This is a genomic window from Streptomyces sp. NPDC091282, assembly GCF_044757385.1.
Lineage (GTDB): Bacteria > Actinomycetota > Actinomycetes > Streptomycetales > Streptomycetaceae > Streptomyces > Streptomyces gramineus.
The window spans coordinates 1,360,871-1,382,812 of record NZ_JBIVUX010000001.1 but is presented as its reverse complement, the minus strand read 5'-3'; the positions used below and the strand labels follow the sequence as shown (position 1 = coordinate 1,382,812).

Annotated in this window: 21 protein-coding genes and 1 pseudogene; 12 read left to right on the top strand and 10 right to left on the bottom strand. The window is 68.5% G+C overall.

Translation table 11 applies throughout. The annotated features are described in order from the left end of the window. Positions 1 to 25: 25 nt before the first annotated feature. A pseudogene (locus tag ACIQOE_RS06330) lies at positions 26 to 769 on the top strand (IS5 family transposase). Here ACIQOE_RS06330 and ACIQOE_RS06325 read toward each other — a convergent pair. The 6 genes from ACIQOE_RS06325 to ACIQOE_RS06300 form a co-directional block, all read right to left on the bottom strand. Beyond that, on the bottom strand, positions 753 to 1,088 hold the full coding sequence (locus ACIQOE_RS06325; protein ID WP_401409926.1) for an ankyrin repeat domain-containing protein: 336 nt from the start codon (positions 1,086 to 1,088) through the stop codon (positions 753 to 755). The pseudogene ACIQOE_RS06330 and the gene ACIQOE_RS06325 overlap by 17 nt on opposite strands. A 135-nt stretch (positions 1,089 to 1,223) precedes the next feature. Next, on the bottom strand, positions 1,224 to 1,526 hold the full coding sequence (locus ACIQOE_RS06320) for a hypothetical protein (RefSeq protein ID WP_351322987.1): 303 nt from the start codon (positions 1,524 to 1,526) through the stop codon (positions 1,224 to 1,226). Positions 1,527 to 1,591: 65 nt separating this feature from the next. Next, positions 1,592 to 2,851: a hypothetical protein gene (locus ACIQOE_RS06315; RefSeq protein ID WP_401409924.1), complete on the bottom strand. Its 1,260-nt coding sequence runs from the start codon at positions 2,849 to 2,851 to the stop codon at positions 1,592 to 1,594. A gap of 38 nt (positions 2,852 to 2,889) precedes the next feature. Continuing rightward, complete coding sequence (locus ACIQOE_RS06310; protein WP_401409922.1) at positions 2,890 to 3,396, bottom strand: SigE family RNA polymerase sigma factor; 507 nt, start codon at positions 3,394 to 3,396, stop codon at positions 2,890 to 2,892. A 106-nt stretch (positions 3,397 to 3,502) separates the two neighbouring features. Next, positions 3,503 to 4,678 carry a serine hydrolase domain-containing protein gene (locus ACIQOE_RS06305; protein ID WP_401409920.1) on the bottom strand — a complete coding sequence of 392 codons (1,176 nt, stop codon included), beginning with the start codon at positions 4,676 to 4,678 and terminating at the stop codon, positions 3,503 to 3,505. A 122-nt stretch (positions 4,679 to 4,800) separates the two neighbouring features. Then, positions 4,801 to 6,720, bottom strand: coding sequence for an N-acetylmuramoyl-L-alanine amidase (locus ACIQOE_RS06300; protein ID WP_401409918.1), 1,920 nt, complete (start codon positions 6,718 to 6,720; stop codon positions 4,801 to 4,803). A gap of 272 nt (positions 6,721 to 6,992) precedes the next feature. Between ACIQOE_RS06300 and ACIQOE_RS06295 the strand changes: the two genes are divergently transcribed. After that, entirely contained in the window at positions 6,993 to 7,838 is an 846-nt protein-coding gene (locus ACIQOE_RS06295; RefSeq protein WP_351322992.1) for an alpha/beta hydrolase, read from the top strand. Positions 7,839 to 7,860: 22 nt separating this feature from the next. Further along, on the top strand, positions 7,861 to 8,394 hold the full coding sequence (locus ACIQOE_RS06290) for a TetR/AcrR family transcriptional regulator (protein WP_401410124.1): 534 nt from the start codon (positions 7,861 to 7,863) through the stop codon (positions 8,392 to 8,394). A 38-nt stretch (positions 8,395 to 8,432) separates the two neighbouring features. Here ACIQOE_RS06290 and ACIQOE_RS06285 read toward each other — a convergent pair whose 3' ends face one another. Then, on the bottom strand, positions 8,433 to 11,591 hold the full coding sequence (locus tag ACIQOE_RS06285) for a DUF3427 domain-containing protein (protein WP_401409916.1): 3,159 nt from the start codon (positions 11,589 to 11,591) through the stop codon (positions 8,433 to 8,435). Positions 11,592 to 11,715: 124 nt separating this feature from the next. Between ACIQOE_RS06285 and ACIQOE_RS06280 the strand changes: the two genes are divergently transcribed. Next, positions 11,716 to 12,567 (top strand): DUF6602 domain-containing protein, encoded by an 852-nt coding sequence (locus tag ACIQOE_RS06280; RefSeq protein WP_401409914.1) that lies wholly within the window; start codon positions 11,716 to 11,718, stop codon positions 12,565 to 12,567. On the opposite strand, the gene ACIQOE_RS06275 is transcribed toward ACIQOE_RS06280, so the two are convergent. Continuing rightward, positions 12,564 to 13,688 (bottom strand): hypothetical protein, encoded by a 1,125-nt coding sequence (locus ACIQOE_RS06275; RefSeq protein ID WP_401409912.1) that lies wholly within the window; start codon positions 13,686 to 13,688, stop codon positions 12,564 to 12,566. The genes ACIQOE_RS06280 and ACIQOE_RS06275 overlap by 4 nt on opposite strands. Positions 13,689 to 14,026: 338 nt before the next feature. Between ACIQOE_RS06275 and ACIQOE_RS06270 the strand changes: the two genes are divergently transcribed. From ACIQOE_RS06270 to ACIQOE_RS06255, 4 genes are read left to right on the top strand one after another with little or no spacing between them, the layout of a single operon-like run. Beyond that, positions 14,027 to 14,344 (top strand): hypothetical protein, encoded by a 318-nt coding sequence (locus ACIQOE_RS06270; RefSeq protein ID WP_401409910.1) that lies wholly within the window; start codon positions 14,027 to 14,029, stop codon positions 14,342 to 14,344. After that, a complete protein-coding gene (locus tag ACIQOE_RS06265) occupies positions 14,341 to 15,630 on the top strand; it encodes a putative T7SS-secreted protein (RefSeq protein WP_401409908.1) in 1,290 nt (429 codons plus the stop codon). Before ACIQOE_RS06270 ends, ACIQOE_RS06265 begins: the two co-directional genes overlap by 4 nt. Then, the gene (locus tag ACIQOE_RS06260) at positions 15,627 to 16,253 is read left to right on the top strand and encodes a hypothetical protein (RefSeq protein ID WP_401409906.1); all 627 of its coding nucleotides are present in this window, start codon (positions 15,627 to 15,629) and stop codon (positions 16,251 to 16,253) included. Before ACIQOE_RS06265 ends, ACIQOE_RS06260 begins: the two co-directional genes overlap by 4 nt. Positions 16,254 to 16,257: 4 nt before the next feature. Continuing rightward, the gene (locus ACIQOE_RS06255) at positions 16,258 to 16,851 is read left to right on the top strand and encodes a hypothetical protein (RefSeq protein ID WP_401409904.1); all 594 of its coding nucleotides are present in this window, start codon (positions 16,258 to 16,260) and stop codon (positions 16,849 to 16,851) included. A gap of 21 nt (positions 16,852 to 16,872) precedes the next feature. On the opposite strand, the gene ACIQOE_RS06250 is transcribed toward ACIQOE_RS06255, so the two are convergent. Then, the gene (locus tag ACIQOE_RS06250; RefSeq protein ID WP_401409902.1) at positions 16,873 to 17,892 is read right to left on the bottom strand and encodes a hypothetical protein; all 1,020 of its coding nucleotides are present in this window, start codon (positions 17,890 to 17,892) and stop codon (positions 16,873 to 16,875) included. Between the two features lie 77 nt (positions 17,893 to 17,969). Here ACIQOE_RS06250 and ACIQOE_RS06245 point away from each other — a divergent pair, with 77 nt between their 5' ends. Continuing rightward, positions 17,970 to 18,260, top strand: coding sequence for a DUF1905 domain-containing protein (locus tag ACIQOE_RS06245; protein WP_351323002.1), 291 nt, complete (start codon positions 17,970 to 17,972; stop codon positions 18,258 to 18,260). 40 nt (positions 18,261 to 18,300) lie between these two features. Here the strand turns inward: ACIQOE_RS06245 and ACIQOE_RS06240 are convergent, their stop codons facing one another. Continuing rightward, complete coding sequence (locus tag ACIQOE_RS06240; protein WP_401409900.1) at positions 18,301 to 19,773, bottom strand: beta-1,6-galactanase; 1,473 nt, start codon at positions 19,771 to 19,773, stop codon at positions 18,301 to 18,303. A gap of 194 nt (positions 19,774 to 19,967) precedes the next feature. On the opposite strand from ACIQOE_RS06240, the gene ACIQOE_RS06235 reads away from it, so the two are divergent. The 3 genes from ACIQOE_RS06235 (at position 19,968) to ACIQOE_RS06225 (ending at position 21,941) form a co-directional block, all read left to right on the top strand. Beyond that, positions 19,968 to 20,600 (top strand): DUF2461 family protein, encoded by a 633-nt coding sequence (locus ACIQOE_RS06235; RefSeq protein WP_365561176.1) that lies wholly within the window; start codon positions 19,968 to 19,970, stop codon positions 20,598 to 20,600. 206 nt (positions 20,601 to 20,806) lie between these two features. Next, positions 20,807 to 21,520 (top strand): class E sortase, encoded by a 714-nt coding sequence (locus ACIQOE_RS06230; protein ID WP_365571998.1) that lies wholly within the window; start codon positions 20,807 to 20,809, stop codon positions 21,518 to 21,520. Positions 21,521 to 21,629: 109 nt separating this feature from the next. Next, a complete protein-coding gene (locus ACIQOE_RS06225) occupies positions 21,630 to 21,941 on the top strand; it encodes a hypothetical protein (protein ID WP_351936380.1) in 312 nt (103 codons plus the stop codon). Position 21,942: the final 1 nt, after the last annotated feature.

Below are 21,942 nucleotides of genomic sequence, written 5' to 3'. Positions count from 1 at the left end.
CTTGAGCCGTGGATGATCACGGTTCATGGGCCGGGGTGATCTCACCGATGAGCAGTGGGCAGTGCTGGAGCCGTTGCTGCCGACCTGTTCCGCCAGTGGCAGCGCAACGGCACCTGGCACCGCATCCTCACGCGGCTCCAGTCATTGGCCGACACGAAGGGTGCGATCACATGGGACCTGAGCGTCGACTTCACGGTGTGCCGCGCGCACCAGCATGCGGCCGGGGCCCGAAAGGAGGGCGACCTTCAGAAGGAACCGCCGGGCGGCATCTTTACCGAGCCCCGTGATCACGGACTGGGGAGGTCGCGTGGCGGGTTCACGACCAAGCTCCATTTGGCCGTCGAGCAGGGGCAGAAGCCCATGGCGATCGTGGTGACGGCCGGGCAGTGCGGTGACTCGCCGCAGTTCGAGCCCGTGCTGAAGAAGGTCCGCGTACCCCGCATCGGGCCGGGTCGACCGCGCGTCCGCCCCGATCGGGTGCGGGCCGACAAGGCGTACGCCTCCCGCAAGAATCGCGCCAATCTGCGCCGACGCGGGATCCGCTGCACCATCCCGGACCAGGCCGACCAGGCGCGCAACCGGCAGAAGCTCGGCTGCCGAGGCGGCCGGCCGCCGCATTTCGACCTGGTCGACCACCGCCAGCGCCATGCGGTCGAGTGCGGCATCAACCGTCTCAAACGGCACCGGGCTGTGGCCACCAGGTACGACAAGCTTGCTGTTTGCTACGAGGCCCACCGTGTTGGTCGCAGTCCTCAACGAGTGGCTATGAACCGTTTGAGTAGCGCTTGCGCCATGAAGTGGTCGTAGCGTTCGGCTAGCTGGAGAGGCGTTTCTCCGTCATCCGCAGGCAGCAGAGGGTCTGCACCATAGGCGAGGAGAATGGCCGTCGCCGCGGTGTTCCACGGGTGCCCCGTCTGCAGGTGGCCGTCACCCTCCACGTCGAGAGCGTGGGTGAGCAGCGTGAATCCCCAGCACCTTTCGTTCGGATCTGTTCCAGACGCGAGATGAAAGGTGAGCAGTTCATAGTCACTGCCCTCCACCGCTCTGTGGGCAGGCGTCCAATTTGATTCGTTGGGCATGTCGGTCACCCGATGAAGCTTACGAAGCGTCAGACAGGCACGGGCCTGAGCATGCACTTTCGCAGCAGGCCCTAGCCCACGCCCCGCCGGGTCCGCGTCCCGGGCCGCGCCCCGCTGGTCCGGCCGCGCCCGGCCGGGTCCGGCTCAGCCGCGCCGGTCGGCGACCGCCCAGGACGCCAGGGCCACCGCACCGGCCACGCCGAACACGGACGGCCAGGCGCCGACCTTCTTCGCCAGCGGATGCGAACCGGCGAACGCGGCGACGTACGCCACGGTCAGCGCCCCGGCGGCTTTCCCGCCCGCCCGCTGCCGCCACTGCTGCGCCGCCGCGGCCCCCGCGACGGCCAGCACGGCGCCGCCCAGCGGCCGCTTCTTCGTCCACCGGGCCACGCCGTACCCTCCGACGAGCCCACCCGCGGCGATCACCGAACCGGGAACCCTGGCCATGCCTGACTCCTTCTGTCACCATCTGCCTGATTTCCCGAGGCTAACCCGGAGGCCGAGCGACCCGGTCACCGCCTCCACCGAGGACTGAGCGCGATGCCACGGAGCTGCTTCAGGGTCAGCGCCGGCGCGGTACGGGTCGCCGCGGTCCCCTGGGACCCGGAGTTGAACGCACTGATCACCACCCGGAACCCGTCGGTGCGCAGGGTGTCGACGGTCCACATGACGACCCCGTCGCCGCCCTTCTCCCCGGGCGCCTTCCGCTCGGCGACCAGGGTCCCGTCCGGAAGGGTCTCGGACCCGGCGCCGAACAACTGCCCGGCGACGTCGGACATGTCCGGCTGCACGTTGATCTGGACGAGGCTCCTGCCCCGGCCGTCGTCCACCACGAGATAGGTGAACTGGGAGTCGTCGTCCGCCCCGTGCGCCACGACCTTCAGCCCCGCGGGCAGCAGCGCGGCGAGGGTGTGCCGCAGCGCCGTGCCGTCGTCCTGCGCGACGGGCGGCTCCTGGGTCTGCCGGAGGTCATTCGGGACGGCGTCGACCACGCCCCGCCACTCCCGCGCCGCCGCGAGCGTCCTCAACTGGTCGGCGGACAGCGGCGGTCGGTCCCGGCTGACCGGCGCGCCCTTCTCCGCGGCGGCGTTCCACTCGCTCACGGAGACGTGATGACCGTCGGGTGTGACGAGGGCGGCGGTCCACAGCTTGGTGTCCAACCGCCGGTCGGGATACTCGTACCCCTTGACGACGGTCACGACGGAGGAGTCCGGCAGCCGGCTGGTCACACAACTGTCGTACGGCGCGTAGACCTTGTCGGGGCAGCGGACCGCCTGCTGGGCGTCGTACCCGCCCGGTGCCACCCGGTCCACCGTGACACTGACGGCGGCGGCACCGTGCCCGTCGTCGTACACGACCTGCGCGTACGGCGCCACCAGCGGCTCGTTCGGGTCCACCCCCCGCCCCTCCGCCTTGCTGAACCTGCCCTCGGGCAGCAGCGCTTCGAGGGTGCTGATCATCCGGTCCGCGGTGACCGGCGCGGGGGAGGAGGCGCCGGACGGCTTCGGCGTGCCGGTCACGGAGGCAGGCAGCCGGTCGGAGGACCCGCCGTCCGCCACCACCAGGGCGCCGCCCACCCCCACCAGCGCGACGCCCGCCACGCTCCCCAGCACCGCGGCCCGGCGCCCCCGCCGCAGCCGCCGGCCCCGTGCCGTACCGGCGGCGACGAGAGCGCTCCGGTCGGCGTCGAAGGCGGCGCCGGTCTCGTGCAGGGCGTCGGAGAGCCGCCGTTCGAAGTCCGGTCGCTCCGTGTTCTGTCGGTCGCTGGGCATGGCGGACCACCGTCTCCACAAGGTCGATGCACTGGATGTCAGGGGCGGGCGTACTCGGCGAGGTCCTCGCCCAGCAGGTCCCGCAGCCGGGCGAGGGCGCGGACGCACCGGGTGCGGACGGCGGCCGAACTCACGTGGAGGGCGTCCGCGGTCTCGTGTATCGAACGGTCCTCCCAGTACCGCAGGACGACGACGGCCCGGTCCTTGGCGGGCAGCCGCGCGAGCGCGTCGAGGAGGGTCAGGCGCAGCGAGGGATCGGCGCCGGCCGCGGCCAGGTCCGGGAACGAGTCGCTGGCCCGCTCGCTGCTGCTGAACCGCCGCCGGTGCGCGAGGAACGTCCGGGTCAGCACGGTCTGCGCGTACCCGGCGGGGTTCTCCACCCGCGAGACCCGGCTCCACCGCAGGTAGATCCGGCCGAGGGTCTCCTGCACCAGGTCCTCGGCCAGATGCGTGTCCCCCGCGGTGAGCAGGCAGGCGGACCGGTACAGGTGCCCGGTCCGCGCCACGGCGAACGCGGCGAAGTCCTCCCTCACCGCCTGACCCATCCGCGAACCTCCCCCGCCTGCGGTGCCCTGCCGTTACACCTCACTGATGCGGTGGGCCCGGGAAAATGTTTCAGGGAATTCCCGGGGGATCGCCGCGAGGTGCCCGCTACCGGCCCAGCGCCTCCCGTACCGCCTCGACGAGGGCGCCGGCGCGCGGGTCCTCGGCCCCTTCGACGATGCTGTTCATGACGTACCCGAAGGCGATGCCGTGTCCGGGATCGGCGAAGGCCAGCGAGCCGCCCCGCCCGGGATGGCCGAACGCGCGCGGACCGGTCAGCGGGGACGTCTCGACGGGCAGCATGTACCCCGACGCGAACCGGGTCGGGATCATGAGGACCCGGTCCGCCCCGGCGGCCTGCTCGGCGGTCGCCGAGGCGAGCGTCTCCGGCGTGAACAGCCGGACCCCGTCGACCTCTCCGATCAGCGCCGCGTACATCCGCGCCAGCGCCCGCGCGGTACCGATCCCGTTGGACGCGGGCAGCTCCGCGGCCTGCACCGCGGGGGAGTCGAAGTCGATCTCGGCGGGCTCGGTGACGGCGAACGCCCGGTTGTTCAGCGACCCCGGATCCTGCAGCGCGGCCACGAACTCCCGCGCCTCGGGCGGAACGGCCGCCAGCGGTACGGTGCTCAGGTCGTACTCCGGCTTCGGGTACACCATCCGGCTGACCCGGCCGCGCTCCGCGTCCGGCAGGCCGATGAAGAAGTCCAGCCCGAGCGGCCCCGCCACCTCCTCGGCGAAGAACCGTCCCGGGGTGCGCCCGCCGACCCGCCGGATCACCTCGCCGACCAGCCACCCGAAGGTCCGCCCGTGATAGCCGTGCGCGGTCCCCGGCTCCCACGCGGGCCGCTGCGCGGCGAGCGCGTCGGTCATCGGCCGCCACCGCAGCGCCTCGTCCAGCGGCACCGGCGGCTCGACCGTGACCACCCCGGCCCGGTGCGACAGCAGCCACCGCACCGGGATCTCCGCCTTGCCGTGCGCGCCGAACTCCGGCCAGTAGGCGGCCACCGGAGCGTCCAGGTCCAACTCGCCGCGCTGGGCCAGCAGATGGGCGGCGGTGGCGGTCGCCCCCTTGGTGGCCGAGTACACCAGCTGAAGGGTGTCCCGCTCCCAGGGCCGCCCCGTCTCCGGATCGGCGACCCCGCCCCACAGGTCCACCACCGGCCGCCCGTCCCGGTACACGCACAGGGCGGCCCCGACGTCCCCGCGCTCCTCGAAACCGGCGCGGAACGCCTCCCGTACACCCTCGAACCCGACCGCGACTTCCCCGTTGACCGTCGTCATGCCCTCATCCTGGCACCGCGGTCACGCGTGTACATGCCCGGTACGGCAAAGCGGTGCCCGGGAGACCGCGGCCTCCCGGGCACCGCTTCACTTGCGGCGTACGGCGTACGGCCCGCGGAGCGTCAGCCGTCCGTCGCCGTGACGTCCGAGGCGTACACGAGACCCACCCGGTGGTTGTACTGGATGGTGTACATCGCCTTGGCGCCGGTGACGACCTTGCCGCTGGACGGGAAGAAGTCGTCGGTGAGGGACGGCGCCACGGTCGCCACGTAGGCCTGGCCGGCCGGCACGGAGTACATGCTCAGCGGCGCCTGCGTGGACGGCGACAGGCCCGCCGGGTACTCGGCGGCGTCCGGGTAGCTGGAGCCGTACACCGCCACCGGCGAGGTGCCGGCCGCCGTGATCACCCGCACGCCGTGGGCGGGGGTGGTGTTGCAGCCGTGCGGGTTGTGGAACCACACCTTCGAGCCGCCGTACCAGACGGCGGTCCAGTCGCCGTCCTTGTCGGCGACCACGAACTGCTGCCCGGCCGCGGCCATGGCGCCCCAGTCGTTGATGCGGTCGGTGCCGGCCGCGCCCGGGTGCAGCGCCTGGTCCCCGAAGAGCGGCGCGCTGTCGCTGGGCCCGGTGCGCAGGTACAGGAAGTCGGACGCCTGCTGCGTCTCGGTGCACGCGGTGGTCGCGCCGGTCGGGTCGTCGGACGGGCAGATCTGCACGGTCTGCAGGTTCGTCTCGAACCGAGGGGCGATGGTGACCACCGAGCCGACCGGGCCGACGCCGTGCCGCCGCGCCTGCACGCCGACCAGGCTCATCAGGCGGTTCCAGTCCCAGGCCGGGCCCGGGTCCCAGTGCATGCCGGAGACGAGGGAGGAGTTCGGCCCGGCAACGTTGTCGTGCCCGACGATGTGCTCGCGGTCCAGCGGTATGCCGAACCGCGCGGAGAGGTACTTCACCAGGTCGGCGGTGGCCTCGTACTGCGCCTCGGTGTACCAGGTGGCACCGTGCGCGGCGTAGCCCTCGTGCTCGATGCCGATCGAGTGCATGTTGGTGGAGTAGTTGCCCGCGTGGAAGGCGAGGTCCTTCGTCGGCACCATCTGCGTCACCGCGCCGTCCGAGGACCGCATGACGTAGTGCGCGGCGGACCCGCCCGGCTGCTGGAAGAGGCTGACGGCGGTGTCGTACGACGTCTCGGTGTCGTGGATGACGATGCTGTCGATCCGGATGCCGTTGGCGGGACGGTTCGACACCTGCCCGTTGGACGCCGCCGCCGGTACGAAGGTGCAGGCGACGGTGGCCGGGCACTCGGTGTCCGCGGTGTCCGCCGACTTCAGGTCCAGGGCCTTCAACTGGCCGGTGGCCGGGGCGACATCGCCGTCGGCCGCCAGCCGTACGCGCTCGCCCTCGGCCGTGGTGCGGCCGACACCCTTCTCGATGGTGGCGAACACCCGCCCCGCGAAGGCCGCGGCACCCTGCCGGTCGGCGGCCTGGCTGTAACGGGCCACCGCGCCGTACCAGTTGCCGGGCCCGGCGGCGACCGAGCCGGTCACGTCCTTCTGGTACGAGGCGAGCAGCGCCGCACCGCCGCGGATGTTGGCGGCCGGGTCGGTACGCAGCCGCTCCGCCGGCAGACCGGTCAGCTCGGCGGCGGCCCGCAGGGTGTGCAGCGCCGGAGCGGCGGCCATCCGCTTCAGGTCCTGGCGCCCCACCGCACCGGCGTCCCCGCCGGCCATCATCGCCGGGGTGACGTCCGTCAGGTGCATCGGCCCGTAACCGCCGTCGGTGCTGTGCTGCCCGGCGTGCGCGTCCCAGGCGGACTCCTGGTAGGCCACGGCCAGCAGCACCTGGAGCGGGACGTGGTAGGCGTCGGCGGCGGCCACGAAGTCCCGCTGCAGACCGCCCGCTTCACCGGCGCCGCCACCGGCGGCCAGCGCCGGCACCGGGACGGCGGCGCCGCCGCCGATCGCGAGCGCGGCGACCGTGCTGAGCAGGGCCGTACGACGGAGCCTCGACGCGGTCCCGCGTCTCGGATTGCTTGTTCTCATGAATGGAGTCCCCGACCTCGGAAGATCAAATGGCTGTGGCGCAATGGGAGATGCGCGGGCCGGACCATCGGTTCATCGGACGACCGGCATCCGCGCGGCTCCGTGACCTTCTCCCTTCGAGCGAGGTCAAGTCAACCTCGCTCGGACGGGGCCGACTTGGGCCGCCCCACCCTCCTCAGGACGTTCACGCGAAGTCCACCGTTGACAGCTGGAGCTAATAGCCTTAGCTTTTAGCTAACAAGATTAGCCAGTGAGTCCTTCGGAGGGACGTCATGACCGAGCACCTTGCCGTCGACGGCGGCACGATCGCCTACGAGGTCACGGGCTCCGGCCCGCTGATCGTCCTCGCCCACGGCATGGGCGACAGCCGCGCCGCCTACCGTGCCGTGATCCCGCACCTGGTGGCCGCGGGCCACCGGGTCGCCGCGGTCGACCTGCGCGGCTGCGGCGAGTCCGACGCCGCCTGGACGGACTGGAGCCGCACGGCCGTCGCCGGCGACCTGCTCGCCGTCGTCCGCCATCTGGGCGGCCCGGCCGTACTGGTCGGCCACTCGATCTCCGGCGGGGCCGCGACCATCGCCGCCGCCCGGGAACCCTCCCTGATCACCGCCGTCGTCGAGCTGGCGCCGTTCACCCGCAAGCAGTCGGTCCGCCTCGGCGACCTGCGGGTCAGGCGCTTCCGGCAGGGGATGCTGCGGCTGCTCGGCACCGGTGTGTTCGGCAGCGTGCCGCTCTGGCGCTCGTACCTCGACGTGGCCACTCCCGGCGTGAAGCCGGCCGACTGGACCGAGCGGCTCGCCCGCATCGACGCCCTGCTGCGCGAGCCGGGCCGGATGAAGGCCCTCCAGGGCATGGGCCGCACGACCCCCGCCGACGCCGGCGCCCAGCTCGGCAACGTCCGCAGCCCGGTCCTGGTCGTCATGGGCACGCTCGACCCCGACTGGGCCGACCCGCACGCCGAGGGAGCCGCGATCGTCGACGCCCTGCCCTCCGGCCTCGGCCGCCTTGAGATGATCGAGGGCGCCGGACACTATCCGCACGACCAGTTCCCCGACCAGGTGGCCTCCCTCATGCTCTCCTTCCTGCGATCCCTCCCGTCGGACGCCGCCCGTGCCTAGGGCCGGCCTGGACCCGGCGGCCGTGGTCGCGGCCGGCGCCGCCCTCGCCGACGAAGTGGGCCTGGCCAACCTGACGATGGGGCTACTGGCGGAACGGGTGGGTGTACGCACCCCCTCCCTGTACAAGCACGTGGCCGGCCAGGAGGACCTCACCCGCCGCATCGCGGTCCTCGCCCTGAACGAGACGGCCGACGCCGTCGGCGGTGCGATCCAGGGCTACGCGGGCCGCGACGCCCTGGCCGCCGCGGCCCGCGCCTTCCGCGCCTTCGTCCTCGCACACCCCGGCCGCTACGCCGCGACGATCGGCATGGAACCGACCGGCCCCGACGACCCGCTCGCCACCGCGGGCGGCCGCCTCCTCGACTCCTTCACGGCGGTCCTGCGCGGCTACGACATCCCGGAGCCCGCCGCGGACCACGCCCTGCGCACCCTCCGCAGCCTCTGCCACGGCTTCGCGACGCTGCAGGCGGGCAACGCGTTCCAGTGGTCCGCGAACATCGACGAGAGCTTCGAGTGGCTGATCGGGTTCGCGGATCGGGGGTTGCGTGGGGTGTGAGGCCGCACGCGCTTCGACCGACGGTGATGCCTGGCGCGTCACCCGGAGGCGATCGCGGAGTACGTCCAGACATCCGCTGGGATCTCGTGCTTCAGTTTCCAGGTGATCGCCATCGGCTTGCTTCCGGTGTGCTCCATGTACTCAGCTGGCCCCAGCAACATCCATGGCTGTGCGCCACCGACGTCTGTGGTCTTGTACCGGCGAACAAAGAGCAGTACGTGACTCCCGTGCGCCACGTGTTGCTGATAACGCAGGCCAGTGGGGGAGGTCTCCGACGTCTGGTTCTGAGACTCCCAGTGAAAGAGGGTCTCGCTCAGCGCGTAGTCGTGGTACCGGGTCTGTGGAGAGAAGTCCTTCTCATCCTTGTCCAGAGTGACCAAGAGGGCGTCGGTTTTGAGCGATTCACACCACTTAACCCCCTCGCGAAAGTCGCTTGGCATGAAGCCGCCGATAGCGGACTGACCAAGAGCGGGCAGGATCTCCTCGCGTGTGTAGGAGGCGTGCACAGTCAACGGGATACCTGCATGGTCGCCGATTTCCAGGAGTGGGATCGGAACGCGTTCGGTGCGGGCCAGGTTGTACGCCAATACCTGTCGTAGCTCACTGCGCACCGCAGGCTGCTCTCGCAGCACGGCGAACCCGGCATCGTAGTGTGCGAATCCCTTCCTCGTCACGCCACCGAGCGGCCAGAGCTGGAAGAAGAGCATGCGAGCGTATGCCTGTCCTTGCTCGTCGAGCTCGTGATAAGTGGGGGCGTCATCGTGCAACTGTCGTGTATAGGCGGCAACGCGCAAAGGGTCGTCCACGTGCAAGAACGAGGAGATGCGCTTCAGGAGCGCCGCTTCCCCCTCCGGGGCATCCCCCTCAAGGATCCCGGAGCGGCGGAGCAGCCCAGTCCAGGAGTTGCCGTTGCCCCGGTACAACTCCTTGAGATCGCGACCGCTCTCGTTCAGGTAGCGGCTGAGAGTTGGCTCTGCATACTCGGCCACCTCACGAGCCAGCGCTGCGACGTTGACGCCAATTTGCTCCCTAATATTGGCGATGACAGTGTTCTTTGCTTTCTCCTCAAGGATGATCTGGCAACCGGAGGGCAACTGCGGAAAGTCGTGCTCGATGTGGTCCAGCAGGCGCTTGCGGCTGAGATTGATGAGTGCCCGAAACTGGTTCTCGAAGCGAAACTCCTTGCGGTGCTGTCCGATGAAATCGAGTACGGTCAGCACGGCCTTGGAATCCGTGCGGCGCAGCCCGCGGCCGAGCTGTTGCAAAAAAACGGTGGCACTGGACGTCGGACGTAGCAGTAGCAAGGTGTCCACGTCGGGAATGTCGAGCCCTTCATTGAACAGGTCAACGGAGAAGATCACTTGCAGCACACCGGACTTCAGGTCGATCAGTGCTTGCTCGCGCTGAGCTGGAGGAGTTTCGCCTGACAGAGCGGCGGCATTGAGTCCAGCTGTGCGAAATGCCTCCGCCATGAACCTCGCGTGCTGTACCGAAACACAAAATCCGAGCGCCCGCATAGCTCCCGGTTCGGAAACCTTCTCCTGAACTGCCTTAAGGATCAGCCTCGCCCGGGGCCCATCGCCGGACACTGCCTTGCTCAACGCGCCAGTGTCGTAAGCACCACGCTTCCATGCCACAGCGCGAAAGTCAGTATTGTCGGTGATGCCGAAATAGTGGAAGGGAGTGAGGAGATCGTTTTCTAGTGCTTCCCACAGTCGCATCTCGGCGGCAATTCTGCCGTCGAAGAACTCGTCCTGGACGTTCCTGCCATCCATGCGCTCAGGCGTCGCTGTCAGTCCGAGCAACTCCAAAGGCTCGAAGCGATCGAGGATCTTTCGGTAAGTGGGGGAGGTGCCATGATGGAACTCGTCGATCACGATCACATCGAAGTGATCGGGTGAGATTTGATCCAACGCCCGCGCGTTCAAGGACTGCACGCTGGCGAACACATGCGTCCACCGCTCCGGGATCTCGCCGCTATGTAGGGACTCGCCGAAGTTCGGTTCGACCAAAACGTCTTGATAGGTCCTCAGAGACTGCTGCAAGATTTCCTTGCGATGAGCCACGAACAGGAGACGCAGGTCACGGCCGAGCTTCTTTCGCATCTGCTTGTAGTCGAGAGCAGCCATGACTGTCTTGCCAGTACCGGTAGCGGCGACCAGGAGATTCCTGTGCCGGTTGTGCACCTCCCGCTCAACCTCCAGGCGCTCCAGCATGTCGCGCTGGTGCGGGTACGGACGCACTTCCAGACCTGACAAGGTAATGCGGCCCGCCGCAAGCTTGGATGATGCGCCGCCTGCGACTGCTAGCGCCTCCTGAAGACGACCGCCGTCAGCTTCAGGGTCGTAGATTTCGAAGGAAGGATCACTCCAGTAGGCCTCGAAAGTGGCCTCGAACTTCCGCAGTACGTCGGGTGTGGCGACGGAGGACAGGCGTACGTTCCACTCCAAGCCGTCGAGGAGCGCGGCCTTAGACAGGTTGGAACTGCCCACATAAGCCGTGTCGTAGCCGCTTGCACGGCGGAACAACCAAGCTTTGGCATGCAGTCGGGTAGATCGGGTCTCGTAGTTGACCTTGACCTCGGCGTTGAATTCCGTCACCAGTCGGTCCAACGCGCGCCGTTCGGTGGCACCGATGTAGGTGGTGGTGATGACCCGTATCGGCACACCTCGCTCACGGGCGGCCCTCAGCGACGGCTCGATGATACGCAGGCCATGCCACTTCACGAAGGCGCAGAGTAGGTCGACGCGGTCAGCGGTGGCGAGTTCGGCGCGCAGTTCGAAGCCGAGGCTCGGATCCTCGGGAGCGTTCGTCAGGAGTGCCGTGTCGGAGAGGGGTGTGGCAGGGCGGATCGCGAAGACGCCCTGAGCCTCCTGGTGAGTGAGCGCCAGCAGTTGGCGAGGTCCCTCTGATACGAGGTCGACCCACTCCCTGGCTCCCTCAAGCGTGCTGATGGACTCCAAGATGTGGTTGGCCGCATGGACCCGTTCCTCGACCGACAGGCTGTGGAGTACCCGCCGGACGGTTCTGGCGACGTGGGTTGCCAGTACTTGAGGGACAGATTCACTCCCCACGTGGTCGACCAGCGGGCGCCAGCCGAGATCACTGAGCTCTTTGAGTCGTTGCTCCACTCGGAGAGTGATCAACTCCTCGTACACACCTGCAACAGGGCGCAATGGCTCCTCCGGCTCAGGCACGTCAGCTCCCCTCGATCGCTCAAACGCCGTGCCATGTGTAACAGAGGCCACTGACAGCAGGGCACGCAGGATGGAGGGAGCGGCCTTCGTGCCGGCGCTAGGCCGAATGATCTACGATCTTGGCATGACTCAAGAGAAGCTTGGTAGAATTCTCAGCTCCGTCGCAATGAAAATGCGGGCAGATTTTGAGCAGTCCAGGAATTTCAAGCACAGCGGTGAAGCTGGAACTTCGCGCGAGCTACTCGTCCGTGAATTTCTCGCCAGCTATCTTCCGTCCCATGTCGAAGCTGTGCACAACGCAGAGGTTGTTACCGCTTCCGGAGAAACCTCTCCGCAATGCGACATCGTTCTGACCGACCGAGGCGCTCCTCCATTTACTCATCTGGCCGGCTATCGAATCATTCCTAATGAATGCGTCTATGGAATGGTTGAGGTCAAGACGAAATTGGACGGTGCTCAACTCGAAGATGCTTGTAGTAAGATTAGCAAACTGCGAAGCTTACCCAAGACATCGTATCGTCCCACTCCCGGAATGATTCCCAGATCTACGTCAGCGTACGGTAGAGTTCAGGACTTCTTTCCGACGTCCGGCGTCATCGTCGCTTTCGACAGTTTGAAGCTGGAGACCATTGGCGCACATCTCGTGGCGTGGTGCAATGAGCGAGACGTTGCTGAGTGGCCGGACAGCATCTGGGTGCTCGGTAAGGGGCAACTGCAGTGGCAGAATCCACATACTGGGCTCATTGATGCGTCGCCGGTTCCTGGGGCATCGCTCGTGCAGATAGACGCGATACCCGCTCAGGACATCCTGCTGGCCCTGGCGTTGCACCTCAATATTCGCTTCTCAGATGCATGGATGAATCCGCTGGACCTCGTTCCGTATTCAGGAGCCACCTTGTTGGGGGAGATGACACGGCGATGGCCTGGGGTCGGTATGAAGCATCGATCTCAAACCAGGGAACTGGAGAATCCCTAGGCAGGCGCAGTGCTGGCTCCACGGGAGAAGTTTCCATCTTCCGCGCGGTGAATTATTTCGACTTCGTATTTTCTGCAGAGGTCGTACATATCTGCATCGGGCTGAGCAGGAAGGAGGATGGTGCACTCTGGAGGATTGGGGTGCTGATCTGTGCTGACGTAGCGGCTGTAGTCGAGGAGTTGACCAAGAGCCATCCTCACATCTTCTCGGGCGTGAGCCCCCTTCACTTCATAGAGTCGGTGTTCAGTGGCGTCGTAGAGGTCGGTTCGAAGCGTTGAACTCAGGCCCTTGACCTTTATCTGAAAGGCGCCTACAGAGTGGCCCAGGGATCGAAGGTGCGCAATGTATTGCTGGGTCAGTTCTGCCTCGCGGCGCACAGCTACGATAGAGGCAGATGCGGAACGCAGGCTCATTTTCGTGTTAAATGCTTCCGGCATCACAAACGTGCCTTCTGTTGAAGCGTGGAGGGACGTCTTTTGTGACGTCAAGTTCTTTCGACGCCGCTTCGGCGTCGACAGCGGTCCGCTTGTGAGTGGATCAGACTGAAGCAGTGCCGCCGTAACTGGGATACTTACAAGTTCGGCGGTGGTCTTTTTGGCGACCGGAATCACGGTTCTCGGTGAACGCCCTATAGTGCTATTTGATTCCGGACGCAGTCGAAAAACGATTACGTTGCGATCGGGGCCGTTCTCGCTAGGTGCTCGACGCCAGACGTAGGGCTCCAGTTGGTCGAGAGTGAACTCGCCGAGATATTCATGTGTTTTTGTATCACTGTGCGGCTTTTTGCCTACTTGTGCGAAAACTCTCAGCGTTCGTTCTTCTATGGCATGCCGCAGAACGGCCCTGTTCCCGGTGCCGACCTGACCTTCGAAGGTTTGGTCTCCAGTCTTTCCGGCGCCCGTGTACTCGAAGACCGGTCCCAGGTCGTCATCCTCTGCAAGCCAGCCATCGTAGTAGCCCAGTTTCTCGCCTACGCTTCGGTCGGAAAACAGGTTGACGGACCGCTTTGGTATGGATGCGCAGATTCCACCTTGTCTGCTATTTCCGAACACCGCCGAGATCTCGGCCCTGGTGACGATATCGCCAGGATTTATCGTCGTGTCATCCGGTCTGCTTGTCATACTTAGATGATGTCATCGCAAGTTCCCAAGAAGCCTTGCAGGTGAGCCTGGAGTGTCAGGGTGATGCGACAGTTGGCCCACTTCGTGTTGTTTACGGGGTCGAAGGGCAACTAGTTGGCAGCTGGGTCCATATCAGACGTTTAGATTGTTTTTGTCTGTCGGGTCGCACTCCTTATGGTGCTCCCGCCCTGGTGCTTTCGCGTCCATGTCCACTGTGCGAGTGGATCTTGACGGAAATCCGGCTGGAGTAGGACCTTGCCGGGCCGCTAGCGTCGAGTCACTCGTGTCGTCCTGCGTGTCATCGGTAACCGGGGGCGCGGCAGGCGTGGAGGAGGGGGATGAGCGGCGGCGGTGGTGACATATTCGTCGACTTCGACGTGCTTCGGCGCGTTCGGGACGACATCCGGCACGTGGGCGAGATCATGCGGCGCCCCGGCCGGGAGATGGACGAGGTCGACGGCGCGGCCATGGGGGTGTTCGCGCTGGCCGTGCGGATGAACGACTTCGGCGACGAGTGGTCGTACGGCATCAAGCAGATCGAGAAGTTCTCCGACGCGGCCGTCAAAGCCCTCGACGGGATACAGCGGGCCTTCGAAGGCCTCGACGACCGGCTGGCCGAGCAACTGCGGAGGTCACCCGAGGTCGGCTCGGTATGAGCGATCTCTTCTCGTGGCCCTCTCCCACGCAGTGCTCGCCTCTGCGGGAGGAATTCACGGCCCTCGGGTTCGTCCCCTGCCCCGGTGATCCGCACGCCGCGAGGCAGGTGGCGGACATCGTGCGGCGTACGGCCGACGCGCTGCACGAGATATCCGACGTGCTGCACGGCACCGGGGAGGGCGACTGGAAGGGGCACCACGCCGAGGCCTTCCGGGAGCGGTTCGAGGACGACTTCCGGCCTCGGGTGGATCAGGCGAGGCGGTCGTTCGGCAAGGCGGCGACGGCGTTGCGCGGCTGGGCCGATGCCATGCCCGAGTGGCAGCGCGAGGCGGCTGTCCTGGAACAGCGGGCGCGGGACGCTCTCGCTGCCCGGCACGCGGCCGAACGGCGGCTGGCCGGTCTCCCGCCGGCCTTTCCGTCCGACCCGGACGCGGAGGACGACGCCGGGTTCCTCAGACGGCAGAAGAACGAGAAGGACAGGGCCTCCGCGGAGCTGGCGATCGCCACCGCCCGGGCGGACCTCGACAAAGCGCTCGCCGAGGCGCGCAATCTCGCGATCGACTTCGACCTCGAAGGCCGGGCCGTCGCGAGACGCCTCGACAAGGCGATGAACATCGCTCCGGACGAGCCCGGCGTGTTCGACAGGCTGGGCGACGCGGTCGCCGGGATCGGGAAAGCTCTGGACGCGATGAACCGAGCCGCCGACGACGCCGCGAGCGCGGCGCTGGGTGATGCCGTCGAGTGGCTCACCGAGCACGCGAACTCCATCGCGGCGCTCGGAGACGTACTGGGGACCGTCAGCGCGGGTCTCGGAGCGATCTCACTCGGCCTCGCCTTCGCCGCTCCCGAGACAGGCCCGTTGGCGTCTCTGCTCCTGGGCGGGGCCGAGGTGATCGGGCTCGCCTCGGGAGGCTTCTCACTCGGCGCGCTGGCGGTGCACGGCACGGCACGTGCCGTAGGGGGAGATGCCGTGGTCTCCGATCGGACCCTGGCCGAGGACGCTCTGGGCGTGCTTCCCTTCGGAGGCGTTCTGAGGGGCGTGTCCCGCGTGGCCGCCGAAAGCCGTCTCGCCGTCGGCGCCGCCAACTTCGGCCTGGTGGACACCGTCGCGGCGTTCATGGGGGATCCGACGGCACTCGGATACTGGGCTCCGGCGAACGAGCGGCAGGTCGCGGAGGACGTGGTCGTTCCCGGTGGGGCGCTCCTGGTGGCCTTCGAGAACGCCTGGCACGCCGGAAGCGAGAAGGACAGGGCGGCTCGGGAGAAGGAGCAGGCGTCGCGATGAAAGAAGCGGAGATTCCTGGCCACTTCGACGGGCGGGGGCGCGTCGAGTTCAGCCTGAGCGGACTTGAGGCCGGACAGTCGGACACGATCAGCGCGATCGCGTTCGAGTTCGGCTACGACCTCGCGGCGACCGAAGTGCGGAGCAGGAGCACAATGCGCCTGGTCTTCGTACGGAACGACTCCCCGACCGCTCGTCGACGGGCCGCGCAGACCCAGGACCGGCTGCGCGCCGGAGGCCCGCTGCTCATGACATGGGCGGTTCCGGTGCCCGGCACGGGACAGGCGGCGTCGCAGCCCCCTCTCACCGCCGTCGAGCTGGCGTCGAAACGCCGAGGTCTCGCCGCCTACGAGAGCAACGGCGTCCGCGGGCTGGTGGTTCTCGCCTCCGTGCTCGGCGCGGGCTGTCTCGTCCTCGCCTGGGCACTGCGCAACGGACCGGTCGGAGCTGTCGTGGCGGCGGTCCTGTTCGCCGTGGCCCTGGCCGTGGCGGCGGCACTCGTTCCCTCGCTGACAAGGCGCTGGTACGAGAAGAACCGACGACTGGTGGACCTCCACGACCGGCAGCGGGCCGGCGCCGTGGGGCCTCCGCCACTTCCGCCCGACCGCTTCGGGCAGAGAGGGTAGGACAGTGATACGGGTCGACTTCTCGCTGCCCGTGGAGTTCCAGGAGATCTCCCTGGAGACGGTCGCCACGGCCGGTGAGGAAGCGGAGCCGGCGGCCGACGCGACTCAGGTCGTGCGTCGCGTCTCACGCTTCCTGAACGATGTCGGCGTGGTGTACGCGGCCGACTGTCTGCACACCTTCGAGGGCCGCCCCTCACTCGGGTCGCTCGCTGTCGCCGTCGTCGACCAGCCGTACGGTCGCAGCGCCACCACGGCGGCACGCGGAGCCGTGCACGCCGTCCTCGGATCCAGGGGAGGGGGCTGGAGCGGACGGGTGGTGCACGCGCCGTGCGGTCCGGCCGCCGTCTTCACCGGTGGCCGGACGCTGAGCCTGCCCGCTCCGCTCGCGCCGCAGGCAGGTACCGGGCCCACCGAGGTGACCACCGCGCAGTTCCACGCCATGATCCCGATTCCACCGGCGACCGCGGACGGAGAAGGACAACACATGTGCCTGCTGGCCTTCTCCACGCCTCAGCCCGCCCATTGGGAGAAGTGCTACGCACCCGTCGTCGCCGGTGTGCTGCGAAGCCTGCGCTTCTCCGGTGACGGCCGTCCCTGACGCCTTCGGCAAGAGACCGGCTCAGGAGGCCGGCCCGCCGTGACACGCGTCGTACGCCTCGCTCTCGCCGCACCAGCACTCCGAAGCCCGCTGCGGCGGCCAGGCCACCGCTCGTCCTCGGGCCGCCAGCGTCGTCGCGTACTGCGGGAGCAGGGTCGTGTCCGACGGGGACGAGCCCTCCGAGGCGGCGAAGGCCTCGTAGGAGGGGACCGTGGCGGTCACGATGCCGAGGTTGGCCGTGCCGGAGGCGGAGAGTTCGCGCAGGGAGGACTCTATGGTCGAGAGGTGTTCGGGGTGGGACGGGTACTCCGTGGCCAGGTCGGGGTAGGCCGAGAGGAGTTCGGTGAGCTCCTGCGCCGGCCAGTGCAGGACCGCGACCGGGAAGGGGCGGGAGAGGGCCTCGCGGTAGGTGCCGAGTTCCGCGCGGAGGCGGGAGATCTCCGCTTCCAGTTCCGCGGGGTTGTCGGAGCCGAGCGACCACACGCGCTTCGGGTCGTGGAGCTCGTCCAGGGAGACCGAGGACGAGTGCAGGGTGTCGGCGCGGGCGTCCCATTCGTCGTGGGGGAGGCCCAGCATGCGGCGGACCCGGTGGCGGCCGAACAGCACCGGGTGCGTGGCGCGCGGCGGTTCCGCCACGTCCGTGAGGAGCAGCGTGGCCGCCTCCGTGAACGTGTCGTGCGCCGCCTCCAGCTCGTCGTGCGACTCCAGGGACTCGGCGACGATCACCCAGGGGGCCGGGTCGCGGGGTGCCGTGGTGCGGACGCCGTCGATGATCGCGCGCGCCTCGGCCTCGTGGTCGTACTCCCACAGGTTCGAGGCCTTGAGGGCTCGCACCAGCGGCGCGTTCTCCAGGCTGTCCGGCGTGGACAGCAGGCGGTCGTAGAGCGCGGTCGCGGCGGGGCGGGCGTCGGACAGCTCCAGGTGGGCCGCGGCCTGGAGGAGCAGGGCCTCGGCGTCCTCGGGGTAGAGGCCGGCGGTCCGCTCCAGGCGTGCCGCTTCGGCGGAGTGGTCGACGTTCTCGGCAGGCGTGTCGGGGCGCATGAACGACACCGTACTGCCCGGCGGTGACAAAGAAGAGATAGAGATGGGGGGCAGTCGCCTGCGAGGGGAGTCGTTCCGTGGAGTTCGTGTTCGGTGGGCAGGTCGTCGAGTGGCGGGGCCCCGCGCCGTACTACTTCGTTCCCGTGCCCGAGGAGGAGTCCGAGGAGATCCGGGGCGTCGCCGCCATGGCCTCGTACGGGTGGGGCGTGATTCCGGTCGAGGCGAGGGTCGGCGGGGTGGCCTTCGAGACGTCCCTGTTTCCCCGGGACGGCGGGTATCTGCTGCCGCTGAAGAACGCCGTGCGCGGGCCGCAGGGGCTGGGGGCGGGGGACGAGGTGCGGGTGGAGATGCGGGTTCTGCTGCGGTAGCGGCGCCGGGGCGCGGTGGGCCCCGGCGCCGCCGGTGCGGCTAGATCCTCACCCCGTCTATCTGGAGTGTCTGCACCGCCTTCGCCGGGACCTGCACCGCCACCGTCTTTCCCGAGACGTACGTGTCCGCGTACGCCCTGTACGCGTCGCCGCCGGTCGTCACCGTGTTCCAGCGGGGGACCAGGCCGCCCGTGCCGCCGGTCACCTTGGTGAAGCGGGAGAGGTCGAAGGTGAGGGTCTGGGCGGAGGCGGCGGTGTTCAGGGCCACGACGACCAGGCGCTCGGCCGACGCGTCGTAGGCCGCCACCGCGTTGCTCACGCCGGTGTCCAGGACGGTCATCCCCGGTCGGATGTGCCGGCTGAACTGGGCCATCACGTAGTACTTGGTGGTGACGGCGCCCGCCGCCAGCGTGTTCGCGTCGTACGCGATCATCGCCCAGTTCGTGGACGGGTCCATGACCTGCCAGTAGACCCAGGCGGTGGGGTGCAGCCAGCGGAAGTCGTAGAGGAGGTTGAAGGCGAGGGTGTAGCCGGTGCCGTCGTCGTCGCCGGTCTCGGAGTTCCACAGGGCCTTGCCCGCCGTGCTGACGACGTCCGTGTAGAGCAGGTCGCGGCGGCCGCCGGAGCCCTGGTAGCCGTGGACGTTGACGCGGTCCACGTAGCCCTTGGTGGTGGACGAGAAGGAGTTCCAGGTGGTGCGGGCCAGGTCGTAACTGGTCTCGTCCGAGGCGGAGATCTTCGTGGCCGTCAGGCCCCTGCCGTTCAACTCGCTGCGCAGATAGGGGAGTACGGCCGACTGGACCGTCGCATCGATGTGGCAGCCCTCCTGGGTGCCGGTCGCGGTCCACCACGAGGACGAGGGCTCGTTGAAGGCCTCGACCGTCGCGAAGTTCACGCCCCAGTGGTTCTTGGCGTACAGGGCGACGGCGGCGAGGTGGGAGGCGTGCTGGCGGTAGTTCCAGGACTGGAGGTTGTTGCCGCCGCCGGCCGCTCCGGACGGGTTGTGGTTCAAACACATCCACCACATGGGGGAGTTGGCGAAGAGCTCGGCCTGCGCGCCGCGGTTCACCGCCTTCACGAGCATCGCGCGCTGTGTCGCGTCCGCGGTCCAGTCCCAGGCGGCGGAGGTGGGGTCCTCGTTGTTCCAGTCCTGCCAGTAGCCCTCGATCTGCTTGAAGGCGGGGATGTTCGCGGAGGCGGCCATCGACTCGCCGTTCACGCTGTTCCAGCTGCACGCGCCCAGGTTGTAGCGGGCGATGTTCAGGCCGAGACCGGGGAGCGAAGTGTTGTTGTACGTCGTCGACTTGGTGGTGAAGAAGATGTCGGCGAAGTCGTCGCGGGCCCCGAAGACGTTCGCCCACCAGGCCAGGGAGGTGCCCCAGCCCTCCCAGGTGCCGTACGACGTCGACGGGCTGACGGCGACGGTGGCGTCGGCGCGGGCCGTGCCGGTGGCCAGGGCGCTGCCCAGCAGGCCGCCGCCCGCCGCGGTCAGGAGTGTTCTGCGTCGGATCATGGCTGTCTCTCCGCCTCTCCGTGCGGCTCGAACGCCGTGTCCCGTACCGGCGTCGACTCGTCCCCCCTGCGCGTGCCAACAGGAAGCATCGGGTGCGGCGCGTGAGGTTGTCGAGGGTTGTGACAGTGCTTGCTAAAACCAATGGAGAAAGGGGAGTCGGGGAGGTTCCGCCATGCGTGAGCTAGCCTGCGCGCATGCGCGGACGGTTCAGCGGCTGGCCGGAACAGGCCATGGACGTGTTGTGGCAGCTCCAGGGCGAACCGAGCCACGCGACCCGCGAGCGCTGTCGCGCGGACCGCGAACGCCTGGTCAGGCAGCCGATGATTGCGCTGCTCAACGAGGTCGCGGACGCCGAGCCGCGGTACGAGGACTTCTCCGTCTGGCACTACCGCACCGACTCCTGGTGGTGGCAGCACCAGAGCGCGGTGATCCGGCTCGGCCGCAAGATCGAGATCGGTCTCCGGTTCGACCTGGACGGCCTGCGGATCCAGGGCGCCTGGTGGTACCCCGATCCCGGCCAGGTGGACGCCTTCCGCGAAGCCGTGGCCGCCGAGGGGAGCGGCCGTGAACTGGCCGCCCTCGTCGAGGACGTACGGACGAAGGGGTACGACGTCTCCGGGGACGTGATGAAACGGCCCCCGCGCGGCTACCCGACGGACCACAGCCGCACGGATCTGCTGCGCCACCGTTCGCTGATCGCCGCCCGTCCCCTCGGCTGCGCGGAGTGGCTGCACACCCCCGAGGCGGTCGACCGGGTCCTGGCGGCCGCCGCCGACCTGGACGCCCTGCTCATGTGGCTGGTCCGCCACGTGCGGCGGGCCGGTTGACGTCACCAGGGTGCCGCGCGGCGCGTCGCAGGTCAGGGCGTCGGTGCGGGTGGCGGAGCGCGCTAGCCCGCGGCCAGGAGCCCTACGGCTCTGGTGACTTGGCGGTGGCCGCCCTATCGTGCGGGCCCAACCGGTGCGGCGGGAGGTGTGCGGTGCGGCGGGTCGTGGGGCACGGTGACCGGCGGTGGCGGGCTCGGCGACGGCGGGTGCTGTGGAGCGGGGGCGAACTCCTCGTCACGGTGGGCGTGGTGCTGATGCTGCTCGTCGTGCACCAGCTGTGGTGGACCAACCGGGAGGCGAAACAGGGGGCCGAACGGAAGGTGGAGGCGCTGGAGCGGGAGTGGGGCGGCCCCGTCGGATCGGGCGGCTCCGGGCAGCGCGAGCCGAGCGCGGGCGGCTCCTCGTCGTCCGCCGGGGCCCCCGGTTCCGGCCGGCGGCGGACGTCGTACCCCGCCCGCGTCGTCGCCTCTCAGGCGTACGCGATCCTCGTCATCCCCCGGCTCGGCCTCCGGGTCCCGGTCGCCGAGGGCGTGAGCAAGCCGGACGTGCTCAACCACGGGTACGTCGGCCACTATCCCGGCACCCAACAGCCCGGTGAGAGGGGGAACTTCGCACTCGCCGGGCACCGGAACACGCACGGCGAGCCGTTCCGGTACCTGCCGCGCCTGCGGCGAGAGGACACGGTCGAGGTCGAGACGGAGACGGCGACCTACACCTACTCGGTGGACCAGATCCTGCCGCAGACCTCGGCGCGGGACTCGGGGGTCATCAGGGCCGTACCGCGCTCGATCGTGAAGCCGTCGTACGGCTACGAGAAGCCGGGGTACTACATCACCCTCACCACCTGCACGCCCGAGTTCACCTCGCGGTACCGGATGGCGGTGTGGGGGGAGTTGGTGTCGGTGCGGGCACGGGGGTAGCGCGCCCGGTCTTTGCCATCCCTTGGGTCTGACCATGCCTTCCGCATAACCGCCCTCCCTAGGGTCTTGGGTTGGCATGTGCACAGAGTGAAGTACGGGGGTGGGCGGCATGTCGGACCTGAAGAAGGAAGCCGCGTCCATGCACAAGGCGGCGTCGGGGCTGCGGGGTGTGGGGCAGCACACGGCGAAGCCCTTGCAGCAGTTCGAGGCGCAGAGTCATGACCTGGGCGCGCTCGGGGCGTTGGGGTCGCTGCTCGGGGCGAAGGGCGAGATAGAGAAGGGCATGACCACCCTGGCCGGGCTCACCAGGCAGTTGGGCGAGGAGTGGGACGCGGAGGCGAAGCTGATCGGCGGGGTGTCCGACGCGTTCGACCTGCTGGACGTGCTGATCGCGGCCGCGGCCCGGGGCGAGAAGGGCTGAT